The sequence below is a fragment of the Arthrobacter sp. G119Y2 genome (assembly GCF_038069765.1).
Classification (GTDB): domain Bacteria; phylum Actinomycetota; class Actinomycetes; order Actinomycetales; family Micrococcaceae; genus Arthrobacter_B.
In genome coordinates, this window is sequence record NZ_JBBPFS010000001.1 from 525,644 (window position 1) to 542,287 (window position 16,644).

Consider the following 16,644-nt stretch of genomic DNA (forward strand, 5'->3'; position numbering starts at 1 on the left):
GAAAAACAGGGGAATGCAGCCGAAGTGCGGTAGGAATTCTGGAACTCCGTGGGCAATGTCACATCACGATAGCATGTGACATTGCACTAAACAACTAGCTCTAGGGGAGTTGCGGCTTGGAAGCAGCGGAACGCGAATCCACGGTCGCGGCCGCGGTTTCGGCACGCTCCACCCAATAATCGGCGCCGCCGATGCCGAGGGCAACCGGGTCGAAGTGGGGATCGAGTCCCCGTCTGCGCTGTGCGTCGTAGTCCTTCGTGACCTTGAGGATAACGCCGCTCAGGCACAGCAGGACCAGCATGTTGATCCAGCCCAGGGAGCCGTACCCTATGTCGCCGATGGTCCACATCACGGCGGCTGATTCCACCGCACCGTAGAAGGTGATGGCCAGCATGCCAATCTTCAGGCCCCATTCAAGGACGGGGTTGTCATCCCGGCCGGTGAGGTAAACCAGGTTGGTTTTGGCGATGTAAAAAAATGCCACCAGTGTAGTGAAGGCAAAAAAGAACAAGGCCACGGCAACGAACGCCGGACCAAAACCGGGGAAAATCGTGTCCACGGCGCTTTGCGTGTATGCCGCTCCAGCCTCGAGGCCCGGAACATTGCTGACCAGTACGGTTCCATCCGGAGCCGTGACATTGTATGAGCCGGTCATTATGATCATCAGGCCGGTGGCCGAGCAGACCACTACGGTATCGATGAAGATGGAGAAGGATTGCACCAGGCCCTGTTTTGTAGGATGTGAGACTGCGGCCGCAGCAGAAGCGTAGGTTCCTTCCCCCACACCGGCAACATTGGAGAATACCGCGCGCCGCACACCCCAAGCGATGGCGGCGCCGGCGATGCCGCCGAAGATCTGATGCAGGCCGAAGGCGCTCGAGAGGATCAGGCTGAAAGCCGGGATAATCTCCTGCCAATTCATCACCAGGATGATCAGGGCCGCCAAGATGTATCCGGCGGCCATGACCGGCACCATGAGCTGCGCCACGCCCACGATGCGTTTGGTGCCGCCGACAATAACGAATCCGAGCAGGAGCGTGATGCCGATTGCGCTAACCCAGACCGGCATGCCGAATGCGCCTTCGAAACTTGCCGCGATGTTGTTTGACTGGACTCCCGGAAAGAGCAGGCCGTAGCCAACCATGGTGATGATTGAAACTGCAACGGCGAGCCACTTGAGTTTCAGGCCATGCTCTATGTAGAAGGGAATTCCTCCGCGGTGCTCTCCGTTGATTCGACGTTTGAAGACCTGGGCCAGGACGGTTTCGGCATAGGCGCTGGCTGAACCCAAGAGGGCGCAGGTGACCATCCAGAAGAGGGCTCCGGGCCCGCCGGCTGCTATGGCCGTCGCAACGCCGGCGATGTTGCCGACGCCAACCCGGCTGGCGATGGTCAGCAGCAGTGCCTGGAGGGGGGAGATGCCGTCCGGGGAGTCCTTTTTACGCACGATTTCACGCAGTGTGTCCGGCAGTCGGCGGAACTGGATGGCACCCGTGAGGACCGTGAAGAAGAGCCCTACAATGAGGGCAAAATAGGCCATGGGTGTCCAGATGGAGTCATTGATTGCCACGAGTGTTTCCATGGTGTTCCTTGCTGAGAGGGCGGGCAGTCGGGGAAGGGGGAAGCGGATGCAGGAGGTGTTGCGTGTCACATAAGGTGCAATGGTACATAGCACACAGCCCTCCGGCAAGCATTGCCTTGTGGCGGGCGGGCAGTAGTTAAGTCGGCATAAACGCGCGGTACACGCTGTCCTTGAAATATTCCCGGCAGGAGACGGGGACAATGGAACGGTGAGAACTCCGGACGTCCCTCAGCCAGATTCCTCCCGCCACCCCGGGCCGTTCGACTTGCAGGCGATCGGCGCGGGATTGGTTTTCGCGGAGTCGCTTCCGGATTTGGCAACCGCGCTGGACCGGAGCGCTGGACCGGAGCGCCGGAGCCGGAGCCGGCGCCGCAGTCGTTCAGGCCCCTCCCGGCACCGGAAAAACCACGCTGGTTCCGCCGCTGGTCGCCAACTTGATTGCTGCCCGGGCCACCGCAACCAACAAACCCTTGCGAGTGGTTGTCACCCAGCCGCGCCGGGTCGCCGCACGCTCCGCAGCTCGACGGCTTGCCGAGCTGGACGGCACCAAGGTCGGCGGCAGAATTGGCTACACCGTCCGGGGCGAAAGCCACACCGGGACGGATACAGTCATCGAATTTGTCACTCCGGGAATCCTCCTGCGCCGGCTGCTGGCAGATCCAGGACTGGAAAACACTGCTGCTGTCATCCTTGATGAGGTCCACGAACGCGGCTTGGAAACGGACCTCCTCCTGGGCATGCTCACTGAAGTGCGCCAGCTGCGCCCAGACCTTAAGCTCGTGGCCATGTCCGCAACGGTTGATGCGCCGCGGTTCGCTGCGTTGATCGCAAATGACGACGACGGCGGCGGCCCGGTACCCGTTATCGGCTGCCCGTCGGCGCTGTACCCCCTTGAGGTCCGCTGGGCGCCGGGCAAGTCGCTTCGCATCGACGAACACGGAGTGACCCGGTCCTTCCTGAACCACATCGCCGAGACGGCCGCTGCTGCCCACGGTGACATGCTGACCGAGAACCCGCAGGCCGACGCACTGGTTTTTGTTCCCGGCGCTTGGGAAGTGTCCTACGTGGCCTCCCAAATCCGCAACCGAGTAGCAGCAGGCCCGCCCGCACGCGGACCCGAAACGGAGGTACTGGAGCTGCACGGGCAGGTCGATCCGCGGGAACAGGACCGGGCTGTCTCGGGCCGGCGCCCCGGTGAACCGCCGCGGATCATCGTCTCCACCAGCCTCGCCGAGTCGTCGCTGACCGTTCCGGGGGTTCGCCTGGTGATCGATTCCGGCCTCGCCCGTGAACCCCGCCGGGACGCCGCACGCGGAATGTCGGGACTGGTAACGGTCTCCTGTTCCCGGGCATCGGCGTGCGGCGTGCCGGACGCGCCGCGCGCCAGGGTCCCGGCCGGGTCATCCGCTGTTATGACGAGCGTACTTTCGGGGCTGCACCGGCTCACCAGACCCCGGAGGTGGCAGTCGCGGACCTCACCGCCGCCGCACTGGTCCTTGCCTGCTGGGGAACTCCGGGCGGCGAAGGATTGGCGCTGCCCGACGCCCCGCCGCGTGCCGCCCTGGCAGATGCACAATCGGTGCTGCATGACCTTGGCGCCGTCGATGGCAGCGGGGCCGTCACGGCTCTTGGCCGAACTCTGGCCGGAATCCCCGCGGATCCGCGGCTGGCGCGGGCCCTGCTGGACGGAACTCCCGTCGTCGGTGCCCGAACTGCCGCAGAAGCTGTGGCTCTGGTGTCCGGGGACCTTCGTGCCCCCGGCGCTGACCTGTCCCGCCTGCTGGTGAACCTGCGCGCCGGACGGGAACCGGGAGAGCGGCGGTGGTCGGAGGATGTGCGGCGGCTGCAGTCACTGTCCCGCCGCGCAAGTAACGGCCCCGCGAAATCATCCGCCGTGGCGGTGCCGGGAGCCGAGGCCCTGGGGTTCGTCGTCGCGCTGGCCTTCCCGGACCGCATTGCCCGTCGCGTCCCCGGCGGCGCCGGTGCCGGTGAACGGTACCTTCTGTCGACCGGAACCCGGGCAGGCCTGCCGGCGGGCAGCCCGCTGGCCGGGTATGAGTGGCTCGCTGTTGCTGAGGTTTCCCGGGCTCAGGGCCGGGATGCTGCCGGAACGGGAGCCGTGATCCGCTCGGCGGCACCCCTGAGCCAGGACACGGCGGAAGCCGCAGCCCGGCATCTGCTAACGGATACCGTGGAGGCGGCGTTCACCGGCGGCCGAGTCACTGCCAAGCGTGAACGGCGGCTGGGCGCTGTTGTGCTGTCCTCCACACCGGTCCGCCCGTCACCTGAAGAAGGCCGGGCAGCCGTAGCCCGAGCCCTCGCCCGCGAAGGGCTGGGAGTCATCGGCTTTTCCCCGGGGGCCGACGCGCTTCGGCGCCGGATGGCACTGCTGCACCGCGAACTGGGGGAGCCCTGGCCCGATGTTTCCGAACCTGCGCTGCTTGCCCGGCTTGATGACTGGCTCGCACCGGAACTGCAGGCGCTGGCCGCCGGCGCGTCAGTGAACGGAATCGACCTCACGGAACCGCTGCGCCGGCTGCTTCCATGGCCGGAGGCATCGCGGCTGGGGGAGTTGGCGCCGGAACGGCTGCAGGTCCCCAGCGGATCCCAGGTTCGGATTACCTATCCCGCAGTGGACGACGACGGCGGCCGCCCGGTAGTGGCGGTCAAGCTGCAGGAGTGCTTCGGCTGGGCGGAGACGCCGCGGTTGGTTCAGGGACGGGTGCCGGTACTGTTCCACCTCTTATCACCGGCCCGGGCGCCGCTGGCTGTCACTGACGATCTGGCATCCTTCTGGTCAGGACCCTATCTTCAGGTACGTGCCCAAATGCGGGGCAAATACCCCAAGCACCCGTGGCCGGAAGACCCCTGGGCGGCAAAGGCCACGGCAAAAACGAAGGCCCGGATGTAGCGCCTGAGACGGAACGGATGCCGGGAGCCGGATGCCGGGAGCGGTAGGAGATGAATCACGTGAGTGGCTCCGTTGGCGGGCGGGCCTGCGCTCATAGGCTGGAAAGGCGGCAATTTTCCTGTTCCCTGCCGCAGTGAAAGGCTCGTTACCCCGTGAAGCAAGACATCCGTGGCTTCCTGGCGGTCCCTGCCGGCCGCGGGCACCGGTTCCCCGCTGTGCGGGTGGCCGCAGGGATGCTGATTCCGCTGCTGGTACTGATTCTGCTGGGCCGCACCGATCTCACGATGTGTGCCATCTTCGGGTCGCTCACCGGAGTTTTCGGCCGCTCGGAACCGCACTGGCGGAGGCTTCGCCATCAAGCCCAGTCCGGCGTGCTGATGTGCCTGACCGTGGTGGCCGGAGTCTCCATGTCCGTTGCCGGGCACGGCGACTGGGAGCTGGTTGCTGCCGCCACCGTTGTCGCCATGGTCATCTCGGTGGCTGCGGACTTCCTGCGCATCAGGCCCGCCGGTCCCTTTACCTACATCTTCGCGTTTACCGCCACCGCCGCCGCTCCTTTTGCGGGATCCGTCGGTGAAGCTGCCCTGGCCGTCTCCGGAAGCGCCGCAACCGCGGTCCTGCTGGGGATCGCCGGCCGGCTCCATGCCCGCCGCCACACCCCGGTCCTGCTGCGGCAGCAGGTTCCGCCGCCGGAAGCAGCACGAATCCTCGCCCACTCGGGACGGTACGCCGCCGCCGTCGCCGGCGCCGGTTCACTGGCACTGCTTCTGGGGCCGGGACACAGCTACTGGGCGATGCTCGCGGCCTGCGCACCGATTGCCGCAGCAGATGCCGCGCACGCTCCGGCCAGGGCCAGCCACTTCATCCTGGGAACGTACGGCGGCGTTCTGCTCTCCGCCCTGCTGCTGCAACCGGGATGGAGTCCGGTGCAACTGGCAGTCCTCCTGGCACTGCTGCAGTTCGGCGGCGAGGTGTATGTCATCAGGCACTACGGGCTCGCCATGGTCTTCCTGACACCCGTGGCGCTGCTGATGACCGGCTTTGTCTCCGTCCAGCCGGTCTGGGAGCTGACCGTGGACCGGGCCGTTGAGACCACCATCGGCGCGCTGGTCGCCGTCGTCGTGATTCTGCTGACGACGGGCCGCGGCGCGGAACGGGTGAAGAAGCTGTTGCGGCGGCCAGCCCCGGCCGCGCCGGATCGGCAGTAGGCGGCCGAGCCGCTGATTCCGCCGTGAGAGCTCCCTGCGGCCGGCGGGCCCGGGTGTTTGGGCGAGCCCGCGGCTAGACTTTCGGGCATGACGGACCGTCCCCGGATCCTGGTCGTGGAAGATGACCGCAGCCTGGCGCGGATGCTGGCGGAGCTCCTGGAATCCGAAGGCTATGCAGTGACGGTGGCCTTCGACGGACAGCGGGCCCTGCACGAGGGGCTGACCCACCCGTTCGATGTCCTCCTGCTGGACCGCGGACTGCCGGCCATCGAGGGGCTCGATGTCCTGGCCCGGCTGCGCAGCCGGGGCATCTACGTGCCCGCGCTGGTGCTATCCGCTCTGGGAAACCCGGCGGACCGGGTGGAAGGCCTGGACCGCGGCGCCGAGGACTATCTGGCCAAGCCCTTCGACATTGACGAACTGCTGGCCCGGCTCCGGGTGCTGCGGCGCCGGAATGTTCCCCGCACGCCTGCCCTGCCCGTGCCCGGCGGAGTCCTGGATACCACCGGACGTACCGTGACCACCGACTCGGGCGAGGTGGTGGTCCTCTCCGACCGCGAAGGTGCCCTCCTGGAACAGCTGGCACGCCGCCCCGCGCAGGTCTTTCCGCGCGCTGACCTCCTGGACGCCGTGTTCCCGGACGCGGACGACGACGGCGTGGTGGACACGTACGTCCACTACCTTCGGCGGAAGCTGGGCAAGGGCATCGTGCTGACGGTGCGCGGCATCGGATACCGGCTCGGAGCTCGGACGTGAAGCACCCCGGGGGCAACCCGGAAGATGCCGAGCTGACGCGCGCGTCGCTGCGCTTGGCCGTCCAGTTCACGGTCCTGGTTGTGGTGCTGCTGGGCCTGGCCGCGGGGCTGGTGTACGGACTGGTATCCACGCAGACCCGGGAAGCTGCGGAACAGACACTGTCCTCGGCCGCACAGTCCGATTCTCCGCGGGAGGCTCCGCTGGATGTCTTCCTGGCCGTGTACGACGACGGCCGGCTGGCTGTTTCCCGCAACATGCCTTCGGGGCTGCCGGATGAGGAGGCGCTGGCCGAAGTGGCTGAGACCGGCGTCGCCCGCCGGGATACCGTGACCGCCGGGGACCGCACCTACGAGGTCCTGACCACCCGCCGCGGCCGCGACGTAGTCCAGGCGGCCGTTGACACGCGTGAATCCACCGAACAGCTCCGGCGCCTGGCCGTGGCACTGGTGGTTTCCGTGGCGGCGGCGGGGCTGGTGGCCGGAGCGGTCTCTGCCCTGGCGGCGCGCGCAGCGATGCGTCCCATGGCCGAAGCGCTGGCGCTGCAGCGCCGTTTTGTTGCGGACGCCAGCCACGAACTGCGGACTCCGCTGACGCTGCTCAGCACCCGGGCGCAGCTGCTGCGGCGCCGGCTCGTGTCCGACGCCGCCGGGCCGGCGCCCCAATCCAACGCTGACGGCAGCGGGGGCCGGCCGGACCAGGAAGCGGTGCAGGCGGCCGACGACGTCGTGGCCGACACCAAGGTGCTGACCGGGATTCTGGAGGACCTGCTGATGGCTGCCGATCCCCGGCAGACCGGGCCGGCGGAACCGGTGAACCTGGTTGTGCTGGCGGAATCAGCGGTGGCGTCGCTGCAGCCCGAAGCCAGGCGCCGCGATCTGTTCCTGGAGCTGGATACTCCGGCGCCGGAGGTTATTGTTCTCGGCGGTCAGTTTGCCCTGCAGCGGATCTTCACGGCTCTGGGGGCCAACGCGTTGGACTATGCCAGATCACTCGTGCGGGTTTCCGTGCGACCCAGCGGCAGGGAAGCAGTGATCAGGGTTATGGACGACGGTCCCGGCTTTCCACCCGGATTCAGCCGGCAGGCCTTCGAACGGTTCGCCTCTACCCGGAACCAGGCCCGGAAGCCAGCCGGGGACCCCGCCGAAAAGGATGGCCGAACCGCTGAATCGGGACCGTCGCGCGGCGTAGAAACGTCAGCAGAGCCGCGGCACTACGGGTTGGGCTTGGCCCTGGTCGCAGAAATAGCATCCCGTTACGGCGGCAGCGTCCGCGCACTGCCTGCCGCGGGCGGTGCGGGCGGAGCGGGCGGTGCGGGCGGAGCGGGCGGAGTGGTGGAAGTCCGGCTGCCGCTGGCCGGAAAGCGGCCCTAAGAATCCTCGAAGAATCTGATCCGAAAATGGATGCGTAAGCAACCCACTATTCGGAGGTGAAAACCACTATGGCAATCCGGGACAAGGCCAGGGGACCGCTTGGCTGGATTCTCGGCGTCGTCGGGGCCCTGGCACTGCTGGTTGGTTCTTTCTTCGCCGGCATGGCTACCGCGGATTCCCCGGCGGATCAGGAACAGGCCTCGGTGACCGAGCAGCAGGACGAGGGCACGGAGAACAACACCGAGACGGAAGACTCGGACACCAGGCCCGACCGCGGTCCGCGTTCCGACGAAGACAACGGCGGTTCGGACTCTGAGGCGGACGCCGACAGCGAACCGGATGCGGATGACCGTGATGAGAAGTCCGGCGAGAAGCCGGACAAGGGCTCCCGGGACAGCGACACTGAGATGGGCCGCCCGGACCAGGACCAGGACGCGGATCAGGGCCGGCACGGACACCATGACGGCCACCGCGGCGGCGGCAACGGTCCGGACGACGACGGCGGGCCAGGCGCCGATAACGACGGCCGCGCGGAGGAGGACGACGCCCGGGAACAGGACGAGCCTGCCGCCTGAGGACCGTCAGACCCAAAGGCAGCCAACTCCATCCAGACCGCCAACTGAACAAAAGCCAGCTGAACGAGAATTCAACTGAGACATTCCAACTGAGACATTCCAACTGGGACATTCCAACTGGGACGAGAAAAGGAACGCCCGGCCAATGGCCGGGCGTTCCTTTTGGTTTCACCGAAGGTTTGGGACGTTCGCTTCCCGCCCCTGCGGTAAATCTAGTGCTGCGTGATTACGCTACGCGGTAGTACGCGGCACCGGAACCGACGTTAGCGCTCTGCTGAACAGTCTGGTTGCCGTTCCATCCGCTGTGGATGGCTTGGCCGTCGCCGATGTAGATAGCGATGTGGGCAAAGCCCATGCCGCCGTCGGCGTAGTAGATGATGTCGCCGGGCATCGGGTCAGAGACCGGGGTTCCGTAGGCAGCAAGCTGCGCGGGGGCCAGGTCGCCAACTGAGTGGCCTGCTGCCCGGAGGGCAACTTCCACCAGCACGGTGCAGTCCTGCATTGCACCCATCTGGGAGAAGGCGGAGTTCAGCATGGTCTGGTTGGTGCCGGTAACAGCTGCGCCGGCTGCGGGAGCAGGAGTCACCGAGGAGGCCTGGGTGCTGATGCTGCCGAAGTCTGCAGTCTCTGCAGCGGCGGCCGGAGCGGCGTAAGCAGCTGCCGGTGCAGCTGCAGCAACGGGAGCTGCTGCTGCGGCGCCGCCGGCGTACGTGATGACGTCACCGGGGTAGATGATGGATTCCAGCGCAAGGCCGTTCTGCGCCAGGATGTCGTTCAGGTTGACGCCGTATGTGGCGGCAATCTTGCCGAGCGTGTCGCCGGCCTGAACAACGTGGGTGGAGCCCGAAGCTGCGGGAGCTGCTGCCGGAGCGGCAGCAGGAGCAGCAACGGCGGCAGGTGCGCTGTAGGACTCGGCTGAGTCGTTGGCGATGACACCGGCAGAAGCCGGAGCTGCCATGCCGAGCATCAGGCCGGAACCTGCTGCCACAACGGCAGCGGTGCTGCCGATGGTGCGTGCTTTGCCGCTGGTGGAGTTCGCAATTGCGGCCCACATTCCGGCGGTCTCGGCACGGTGGCGTCCACGAGTGTTATTGAAAGACATTGAGTTACCTCTCCCGATACCTGCGAGGTGAGCTGTCGGATGCGGATGGGAGTCACCCGGTCAGCCGTAGAAAATCTTTGGCTGACTTAACCCCAAGGATTCAAAGGAACCCGTTTGTGGTTCCCCCGCCTCTGCCGAAGTGTGAATATCTGTGGACCTTGGCCAGCGGCAGAGCTAGGTAACAAGCCAAGGGAGCCGCTTCAGATAACGGCACGACCACTACGCTACAAGACGATTACGGGAGGATAACTATTTAGTAACGGACCTCGCAGTACCGTGTGAGTGGCGCCTCTTTATGCTAGGCGTGGGCCGTGACACTATGGGCCGCGCCTGCGCCTCTCCGGTCCGGTTAGTTCGTCTGGCGGATCACGTTGGCAACGGCGAAGTTGCCGAATCCCTGCAGGAGGTCGCCGGGCGCCAGCCTCACATCGCGCGCCATTCCCGCGCCCTTCAGAACGGCACCGCGCTTCTCCGGCGGGCTGGACCGGTAATCCCCGCCGTCGGCAAGGACCACGGAATCAGCCTCGACAGCTCCCAGGATCTGCGAGCCGGAACCGAGCACGGACCGCCCCGTCACCACGGGGCCGTTAGCCAGCCGGGCGCTGTCGCCGACCGCAACGGCATCTGCCCGGCCGGCTTTGAGCTGCACGCTGCCGGGGCCCAGCGTAATGTCGGACCCCAAAAGGATCATCCCGCCGTGTTCGGCGGAGACATAAGCCCCCGGGTAAAAGACATTGCGGTGGCCGATCACGCAGGAGCTCTCATTGTCGGCCTGAAGTACGACGCCGGGATAAAAAACATTTCCTTCGCCCAGCTGTACTTTTGCGGAAATCAGCGTTGATGACGGATCCAGGATCTGCTGCGTAGTACAAAGCTGCAGAACTTCCGCGACGGTGAGGAATCCAAAATCCTGGCGAATACTGTCGGCATCTGTTCGCTGAGGAGCTGGCATCTTCTTCTCTTTCTTCGTCATCTGGCCGGAACGCAAAGATCAGCGGGAACCGGGAGCACTCCTAGCCTACCCGCCCCTGCGCGTGCGCCGCCGCTTGGGAACCCCGGGGAGTGCGGGCAGCGCGCAAATTTCATACACCAGACTCATATCGTGCTTAGGACCTAATGCGCCATGATGGGACCGGGAAAAACATTTACCGGACGGGTAGGGAATGCGCGCATGAGCCAAAGAGCCGCCGGGACGGTTTTGGAGACCGCGCAACTCACTCTGGAACCGCTGCACCCGGAGCATGCTCCGGAAATGGTGCAGGTCCTGGCACCTCCGGGACTTTATGAATTCACCGGCGGACTGCCGCCCGGCCTGGAAGTGCTGACTCACCGCTACATCCTCCAATCAGGCGGAGATCCGTCGGGGGCACAATTATGGTTGAACTGGGTTTTCCGGACTCGGAATACCGGATCCGCCGCGGGTTTTGTCCAGGCAACGGTCGATGCCGGCAGCTCGACGGCGGATCTCGCCTGGGTAGTGGGTGAGGAACATCAGGGTCGAGGCTATGCCACGGAAGCAGCGCAGGCCATGGTGGACTGGCTCATCCGGCAGGGCGTGGTCCGGTTTTCCGCCAGCATCCACCCCGCAAACGTTCCCTCCGCCGCGGTAGCCGCCCGTCTTGGGCTCACACGCACCGGCCTGCTTGATCCGGACGGTGAGGAGATCTGGAAGCTGAACTAGGACCGCAGGTACGCCAGGGTGGCGAGGACCCGGCGGTGGCCACTGTCTGACTGGGCCAGCCCCAGCTTCGCAAAGATATTGCCGATGTGCTTGCTGACAGCAGTCTCCGAAACGGAAATGGCCGAAGCAATGGCCGTGTTGCCCAGCCCCTCGGCAACCAGTCCCAGAACTTCGAACTCCCGGGGAGTCAGGGACCTGATGGGGTCCCGGGTGCTGCGCCGGCTGAACAGCTGGGCGATGACTTCTGGATCCATCACCGTTCCCCCGGAGGATACGCGCCGCAGGCCGTCAACAAATTCCCCGACGTTGCCCACGCGTTCCTTCAGCAGGTAGCCCACACCCTGGGCCCCGGAGGCCAGCAGCCTGCTGGCGTAGCGGTCCTCAACGTAGGCGGAAAGGACCAGAACGGGAAAGTCGGGCACCCGCGCACGCAACTCCAGGGCTGCTTTCAGCCCTTCGTTGGTGAAGGTGGGCGGCATGCGCACATCCAGCACCGCACCGTCTGCCCCGCCCGGCTCGAAGGCTGCCAGCAGGTCATCGGCGTTGTCCCAGGAACCCACGACGTCGAATCCTTCGCCCCGGAGCAGCAGTTCCAGTCCGGCGCGCAGCAGCGCATCATCCTCGGCTATTAGAAGGCGCACGGCAGTTCCACCCTGACTTTCGTGGGCCCGCCAGCCGGACTGGCCAGCACCAGCCTGCCGCCAAACGCCGCGGCCCGGCGGGCAATCCCGGCAAGCCCGGTTCCGGAGCCCTCGGCAGCATCAACCGGTCCCACCCGCGCGCCTCCGCGCCCGTCGTCGTTCACCTGTATCACCAGGACATCCTCCCGAGGAGTTGATTCGGTGTGCAGCACCACGTCGATCCGTGACGCGTCGGAGTGCTTCGCCGCATTGGTCAGGGCCTCGGCAAGGACAAAATAAGCAGCTGATTCCACCGCCGCCGGGGCACGCTCCAGCCCGTGCACGTCCAGGGAGCAGGGGATGGGGGAGCGGCTGGTCAGCGCCGAGGCCGCACCGCCCAGGCCCAGCTCGTCCAGGACCGGCGGATAGATGTCATGCACGGCAGCCCGCAGGCCGGCCAGCGCTTCGGACGCGGCATCCTGGGCGCGGCCAATGAAGGGCACGGCGGCGGCCGGGTCGGTCTCGGCAGCACGCTGCGCGAGCCCCAGCATCATGACGACGCCGACCAGCCGGTTCTGCGCGCCGTCGTGCAGTTCCCGCTCAATGCGGCGCAGCTCCGCGGCGTGCGCAGTGAGAGCACTGGCCCGGGCTGCGGAGAGCTCGGAAATGCGCTGCGACAGGTCGGCATAGCGGCGGGGCGAGAGGATGGCGAGAGTTCCCTCGCTGATTCTCCGGGCCATCCACGGAAGCAGAATCCAGGCGGCAACCCCGTACGCCGCTCCAAGCAGCATGGTCAGGACGGCATCACCCCAGCTGCGGATGGCGATGGTCAGCTCCAGCGGCGACTCCGGAGGGAACAGGGGCCAGAACGGGGCGGCCGCTATATACAGCACGGAGCCCAGGGGCAGCACCAGGGCCAGGATGCCTGCCAGCAGGGCAAAGGCACTGTGGAACAGAAGCCAGGACAGGTCGCGTTTGGACTCCGGAGCGCTGAGCAGGGCCGCCAACTGGGCGAAGGAATACCGGCCGGAGAGCCGGCGCCGTTCAAAGGGAACCACAGCCGCAGCGAATCCGGCGGCCCGTCCCTGCGCCCGGGCGGCAAGCCGGTCCAGGACCTCCAAGAGGCCGGGAACCGCATACAGCCCGACGCCGAGGGCGATGAACGGAAGCAGCACCAGCCCGGCAACCAGGATTCCCAGCGAGCCCAGCCAGTAGCCGGCCTCGCGCAGGAGGAAAGCCGCATCCCGTAGGCGGGTCTGCAGGCTGGCACGGCTGGGGAGTCTCACCTGATGAATTATGCCCGAGGGTCCGGACAGTGTCGGTATAGCCAGCTATACCCCAAACCGGGCTGTTGGCTGTATCGGATCGCGTTTCACCAATCCGTAGCGTCGGTGGAAGCAAAGACCCCGCCACTAAACCGCTCAAAGGATGAACCCCATGTTTTCCGATCCTTCCGAATTTCCAGATATGGACGTCCCCGCCGCCCTGCAACTGCAGGGCGTTTCGAAGAGCTACCGCTCGGGCAGCACCACGGTGCCGGCCCTCCGCGACGTCTCCCTCGCCGTACCGGCCGGAACCTTCACCGCGGTCATGGGCCCCTCCGGTTCGGGCAAGAGCACCCTGCTGCAGTGTGCAGCCGGGCTGGACGCCCCCGACAGCGGCCGCGTGCTGCTGGGAAGCACCGAGATTTCCGGAATGCGCAGCAAGGCACTGACCCGCTTCCGCCGCGATCACGTGGGCTTTGTCTTCCAGTCCTACAACCTGCTGCCCCAGCTCACCGTGGCCCGGAACGTCACGCTGCCGCTGCTGCTGGCCGGACGGGGGAGCGACGACGCGTGGCTCGACTACGTACTGGAGTCCGTGGGGCTGGCAGGGCTGGGCGAGCGGAAGCCGCAGGAGCTTTCCGGCGGCCAGCAGCAGCGGGCAGCAATTGCCCGGGCCCTCATCACCCGGCCCGACGCTGTTTTCGCCGACGAACCCACCGGAGCCCTCGACTCCGGGACGGCCCGCCAGGTGCTGGACCTGCTCCGGCACACTGTTTCGGTCCTGGGCCAGACAGTGGTCATGGTGACCCATGATCCGGTGGCCGCCGGCCACGCCGACACCGTCATTTTCCTTGCGGACGGACGCCTCGACGGCAGCATGACCGGTGCCACCGCGCTGGACGTCAGCGAACGCATGGCCAACCTTGGGGAGCACTGACATGTTTTCTCTTGCCAAAGCCTCGATCCGGCACCACCGCGGCGGTTTCGCCGGAGTATTTGTGGCCGTCTTCCTCTGCGCCGCACTCATCACCGCCATGGGCATCCTCATTGAATCGGGACTTCGCGGCGGCATCGCAGCCGAGCGGCTGAAGGGAGCCGACGTCGTAGTGGGCGCCCCGCAGTCGCACCCCGTGGTGGAGGACATGGATGCTCCCTTCTCCGAGCGTGTCCTGCTTCCGGCCGAAGCCGTCGCGCAGATCGCATCCGTTCCGGGGGTCGAGGAAGCTGTCGGCACCGTTGACATCCCCCTGGCCACGGCAGACGGCACGAGCGTGTCCGCCGCCGGGTGGGAAAGCACCGCCCTGGCACCGTACGCGCTGTCGTCGGGAGAAGTTCCCGCGGGGGAGAAGGACGTTGCGGTGGACGCGAGCTTCGGGGCGGATCCCGGCAGCAGGCTCGTCCTGAGCCACGGCGGTGTTCCGGCGGAGTACACGGTCACCGGCATTGTTTCGCCGGAGGCCGGCACCGAGGCCAACGACACCGGTGCCGCGGGGCCCGCCGTTTTCCTGAGCACCGACGGCGCGGCGGCTCTCTGGCCGCACGGGGACACCGTGGCCACGGTGGGTGTTATTGCCGGCCCGGATGTCCGTCCGGAGCAGCTCGCCGCGGATATCGAGTCGCAGGTGGCCGGAGTCGTTGGCTACACCGGGGACCGGCGCGGCGATGTGGAGAACCTGGGCGGTTCCGCCGCCCGTTCCACGCTGCTGCTGTTCAGCGGGTCCCTGGCCGGGGTGGCGGTAATGACGGCGGTGTTTGTGACCGCCGGAACCCTGTCCCTGTCTATTCTGGGCCGTCGGCGGGAATTCGCGATGCTGCGTGCAGTGGGAGCCGGAGCCAACCAGACCCTGGGCCTGGTGGTCCGCGAAGTCCTGCTGGTTTCAGGGGCGGCCGCAGTGCTGGGCGCTGCGCCCGGATTTCTGCTCGCCGGGTTCCTGGGCAGCCAGTTTGCCGCGGCCGGGGTCATTCCCGAAGGTTTCCGGCTCGCCTTCAGCCCGCTTCCGGTACTGGCCGCCGTCCTGATCAGTATTGCGGCCGCAGTGGGCGCTTCGCTTGTTGCTGCCCGCGGCACCGTCCGCACAGCACCGACAACCGCACTGCGCGAGTCGGTCACCGAGAAATCACAGCTGGGCCGCGGCCGCGTCATTACCGGGCTGGCGCTGCTGGGCTCAGGCCTTGCCGCCGCGCTGGTTCCGGTGGCGGTGCCCGGGACTGCCGGTCTCGCTGCCGCAGCCTCCAGCATCCTGCTCCTGATCATCGGTGCCGGAGTCCTCGGGCCCTGGCTGGTGGCGGGGGTGCTGAAACTGCTGCAGCCGCTGGTCCGCCGCAGCGCATCGGCATCGCTGATTCTGGCCGAGGCCAATGCCACGGCGTTCCCGCGCCGGCTGGCCTCGGGGATCATTCCGCTGGCGCTGGCCATCGCGCTTGGATCCGTGCAGTTCTTTATGCCGACAACCGTGGCTGCGGAAGCCGAGCGGCAATCCCGTGACGGAGTGGTGGCCGGTTACCTGGTCAGCGCCCCGGGCTCCGGAATCTCCGGGGAACTGGCGGACAAGGTCGCCGCGCTGCCCGGGGTGGAAGCCACGTCTCCCGTGGCCCGCTCCGCGATCCTCGCGAAAGCCGCGTTCCTGGGGATGGAGGACGGAGTGCAGCCCTACGCCATCCAAGGTCTGGCTCCGGAGGACCTGTCCGGAACCCTGGACCTTGGGGTGAGCGAAGGGACGCTGGACCGGCTGTCCGAGCCGGGCACCGTGGCGCTGAGTACGGCGCTGGCCCGGGAAACCGGTACAGAGCCGGGGGAGGAGTTCGCCTTCTACTACGGTGACGGAACAGAGGCGACAGCCGTCGTCGTGGCCACCTATGAACGGGGCCTGGGATTCGGCGACGTCGCGGTGGCCAACGACACCCTGCGCGGCCACACCACTACGGGCCTGAACGACCATCTGCTGGTCAGCACGGAAGATGATGCGGATCCGGCAGCGCTGACCGCTGCGGTGGGCGAGTTGGGCCTGACGGTACTGGACAGGGAGGAGCTGGGTGCCGCCGGAGCAGCAGAGCGCAGCGCCGAGTCGTGGGTCTCCGTCCTGGCGATGCTGGTGCTGCTGGGGTACCTGGGTATCTCGGTGGTCAATACCCTGGTGATGGCGACCGCACGGCGCCGCCCCGAACTGCTGCTACTGCGCACCCTGGGGGCCTCCGATGCGCAGCTGCGCCGCATGACGCGGCTGGAATCGGTGCTGGTAGCCGTAACCGCCGTCGTGCTGGGCACGGCGCTCGCCGTGCCGCCGCTGATGGGTATTGCCTTCAGCGTCTCCGGCCAGCCGGTGCCGACAATTCAGCCGGTGGCTTATCTGCTGCTTGCCGGCACGACGGCGCTGCTGGGCCTGGGCTCCATAGCGGTGGCCACGCGTGCCGCGCTGCGTCGGCCGGCAGACTGACAATCGAGGTCCGGGCGGGACAGCAGCGGCGGCTGCTGCCCCGCCCGGGCGCGTTCAAGGGCCTTCCGGGGCGCGGCTAAGATTGCAGCTCGGGCAAGACCCGGCACCCACCTCCACCACCGTGAACAGGATTTCTCTCT

General features: G+C 66.8%; 12 protein-coding genes, 1 pseudogene and 1 riboswitch. Of the genes and pseudogenes, 8 read left to right on the forward strand and 5 right to left on the reverse strand.

The window, feature by feature from the left end; all coding sequences use genetic code 11:
- Positions 1–100: 100 nt before the first annotated feature.
- Complete coding sequence (locus tag WKB88_RS02520) at positions 101–1,582, reverse strand: alanine/glycine:cation symporter family protein (RefSeq protein ID WP_341392964.1); 1,482 nt, start codon at positions 1,580–1,582, stop codon at positions 101–103.
- A gap of 208 nt (positions 1,583–1,790) precedes the next feature.
- Here WKB88_RS02520 and hrpB point away from each other — a divergent pair.
- The 5 genes and pseudogenes from hrpB (at position 1,791) to WKB88_RS02545 (ending at position 8,402) form a co-directional block, all read left to right on the forward strand.
- Positions 1,791–4,493: pseudogene (gene hrpB / locus WKB88_RS02525) on the forward strand (ATP-dependent helicase HrpB).
- A 152-nt stretch (positions 4,494–4,645) separates the two neighbouring features.
- Positions 4,646–5,701, forward strand: a complete 1,056-nt coding sequence (locus WKB88_RS02530; RefSeq protein WP_341392965.1) for an FUSC family protein — start codon at positions 4,646–4,648, stop codon at positions 5,699–5,701.
- Between the two features lie 87 nt (positions 5,702–5,788).
- Positions 5,789–6,457: a response regulator transcription factor gene (locus WKB88_RS02535; protein WP_341392966.1), complete on the forward strand. Its 669-nt coding sequence runs from the start codon at positions 5,789–5,791 to the stop codon at positions 6,455–6,457.
- The gene (locus WKB88_RS02540) at positions 6,454–7,827 is read left to right on the forward strand and encodes a sensor histidine kinase (RefSeq protein ID WP_341392967.1); all 1,374 of its coding nucleotides are present in this window, start codon (positions 6,454–6,456) and stop codon (positions 7,825–7,827) included. The genes WKB88_RS02535 and WKB88_RS02540 overlap by 4 nt, the downstream gene beginning before the upstream one ends.
- 56 nt (positions 7,828–7,883) lie before the next feature.
- Positions 7,884–8,402 carry a hypothetical protein gene (locus tag WKB88_RS02545; RefSeq protein WP_341392968.1) on the forward strand — a complete coding sequence of 173 codons (519 nt, stop codon included), beginning with the start codon at positions 7,884–7,886 and terminating at the stop codon, positions 8,400–8,402.
- Positions 8,403–8,628: 226 nt separating this feature from the next.
- On the opposite strand, the gene WKB88_RS02550 is transcribed toward WKB88_RS02545, so the two are convergent.
- Together WKB88_RS02550 and WKB88_RS02555 are read right to left on the reverse strand one after the other, a co-directional pair.
- Positions 8,629–9,504: a LysM peptidoglycan-binding domain-containing protein gene (locus tag WKB88_RS02550; protein ID WP_341392969.1), complete on the reverse strand. Its 876-nt coding sequence runs from the start codon at positions 9,502–9,504 to the stop codon at positions 8,629–8,631.
- Between the two features lie 3 nt (positions 9,505–9,507).
- A riboswitch (cyclic di-AMP (ydaO/yuaA leader) is annotated at positions 9,508–9,658 on the reverse strand.
- Positions 9,659–9,853: 195 nt separating this feature from the next.
- The gene (locus WKB88_RS02555) at positions 9,854–10,456 is read right to left on the reverse strand and encodes a hypothetical protein (RefSeq protein WP_341392970.1); all 603 of its coding nucleotides are present in this window, start codon (positions 10,454–10,456) and stop codon (positions 9,854–9,856) included.
- A gap of 219 nt (positions 10,457–10,675) precedes the next feature.
- Here WKB88_RS02555 and WKB88_RS02560 point away from each other — a divergent pair, with 219 nt between their 5' ends.
- Positions 10,676–11,185 carry a GNAT family N-acetyltransferase gene (locus WKB88_RS02560; protein ID WP_341392971.1) on the forward strand — a complete coding sequence of 170 codons (510 nt, stop codon included), beginning with the start codon at positions 10,676–10,678 and terminating at the stop codon, positions 11,183–11,185.
- On the opposite strand, the gene WKB88_RS02565 is transcribed toward WKB88_RS02560, so the two are convergent.
- Entirely contained in the window at positions 11,182–11,826 is a 645-nt protein-coding gene (locus WKB88_RS02565; RefSeq protein WP_341392972.1) for a response regulator transcription factor, read from the reverse strand. The genes WKB88_RS02560 and WKB88_RS02565 overlap by 4 nt on opposite strands.
- Positions 11,814–13,091: a sensor histidine kinase gene (locus WKB88_RS02570; RefSeq protein WP_341392973.1), complete on the reverse strand. Its 1,278-nt coding sequence runs from the start codon at positions 13,089–13,091 to the stop codon at positions 11,814–11,816. Before WKB88_RS02570 ends, WKB88_RS02565 begins: the two co-directional genes overlap by 13 nt.
- A 151-nt stretch (positions 13,092–13,242) precedes the next feature.
- Here WKB88_RS02570 and WKB88_RS02575 point away from each other — a divergent pair, with 151 nt between their 5' ends.
- Both WKB88_RS02575 and WKB88_RS02580 read left to right on the forward strand, forming a co-directional pair.
- Positions 13,243–14,007 carry an ABC transporter ATP-binding protein gene (locus WKB88_RS02575; protein WP_341392974.1) on the forward strand — a complete coding sequence of 255 codons (765 nt, stop codon included), beginning with the start codon at positions 13,243–13,245 and terminating at the stop codon, positions 14,005–14,007.
- Position 14,008: 1 nt separating this feature from the next.
- Positions 14,009–16,504 carry an ABC transporter permease gene (locus WKB88_RS02580; protein WP_341392975.1) on the forward strand — a complete coding sequence of 832 codons (2,496 nt, stop codon included), beginning with the start codon at positions 14,009–14,011 and terminating at the stop codon, positions 16,502–16,504.
- Positions 16,505–16,644 lie beyond the last annotated feature (140 nt).

Coding starts and splice junctions, on each gene's coding strand:
- WKB88_RS02520 (WP_341392964.1), bottom strand. CDS start 1,582: ATGGAAACACTCGTGGCAATCAATGACTCCATCTGGACACCCATGGCC.
- WKB88_RS02535 (WP_341392966.1), top strand. CDS start 5,789: ATGACGGACCGTCCCCGGATCCTGGTCGTGGAAGATGACCGCAGCCTG.
- WKB88_RS02550 (WP_341392969.1), bottom strand. CDS start 9,504: ATGTCTTTCAATAACACTCGTGGACGCCACCGTGCCGAGACCGCCGGA.
- WKB88_RS02555 (WP_341392970.1), bottom strand. CDS start 10,456: ATGCCAGCTCCTCAGCGAACAGATGCCGACAGTATTCGCCAGGATTTT.
- WKB88_RS02560 (WP_341392971.1), top strand. CDS start 10,676: ATGAGCCAAAGAGCCGCCGGGACGGTTTTGGAGACCGCGCAACTCACT.
- WKB88_RS02575 (WP_341392974.1), top strand. CDS start 13,243: ATGTTTTCCGATCCTTCCGAATTTCCAGATATGGACGTCCCCGCCGCC.
- WKB88_RS02580 (WP_341392975.1), top strand. CDS start 14,009: ATGTTTTCTCTTGCCAAAGCCTCGATCCGGCACCACCGCGGCGGTTTC.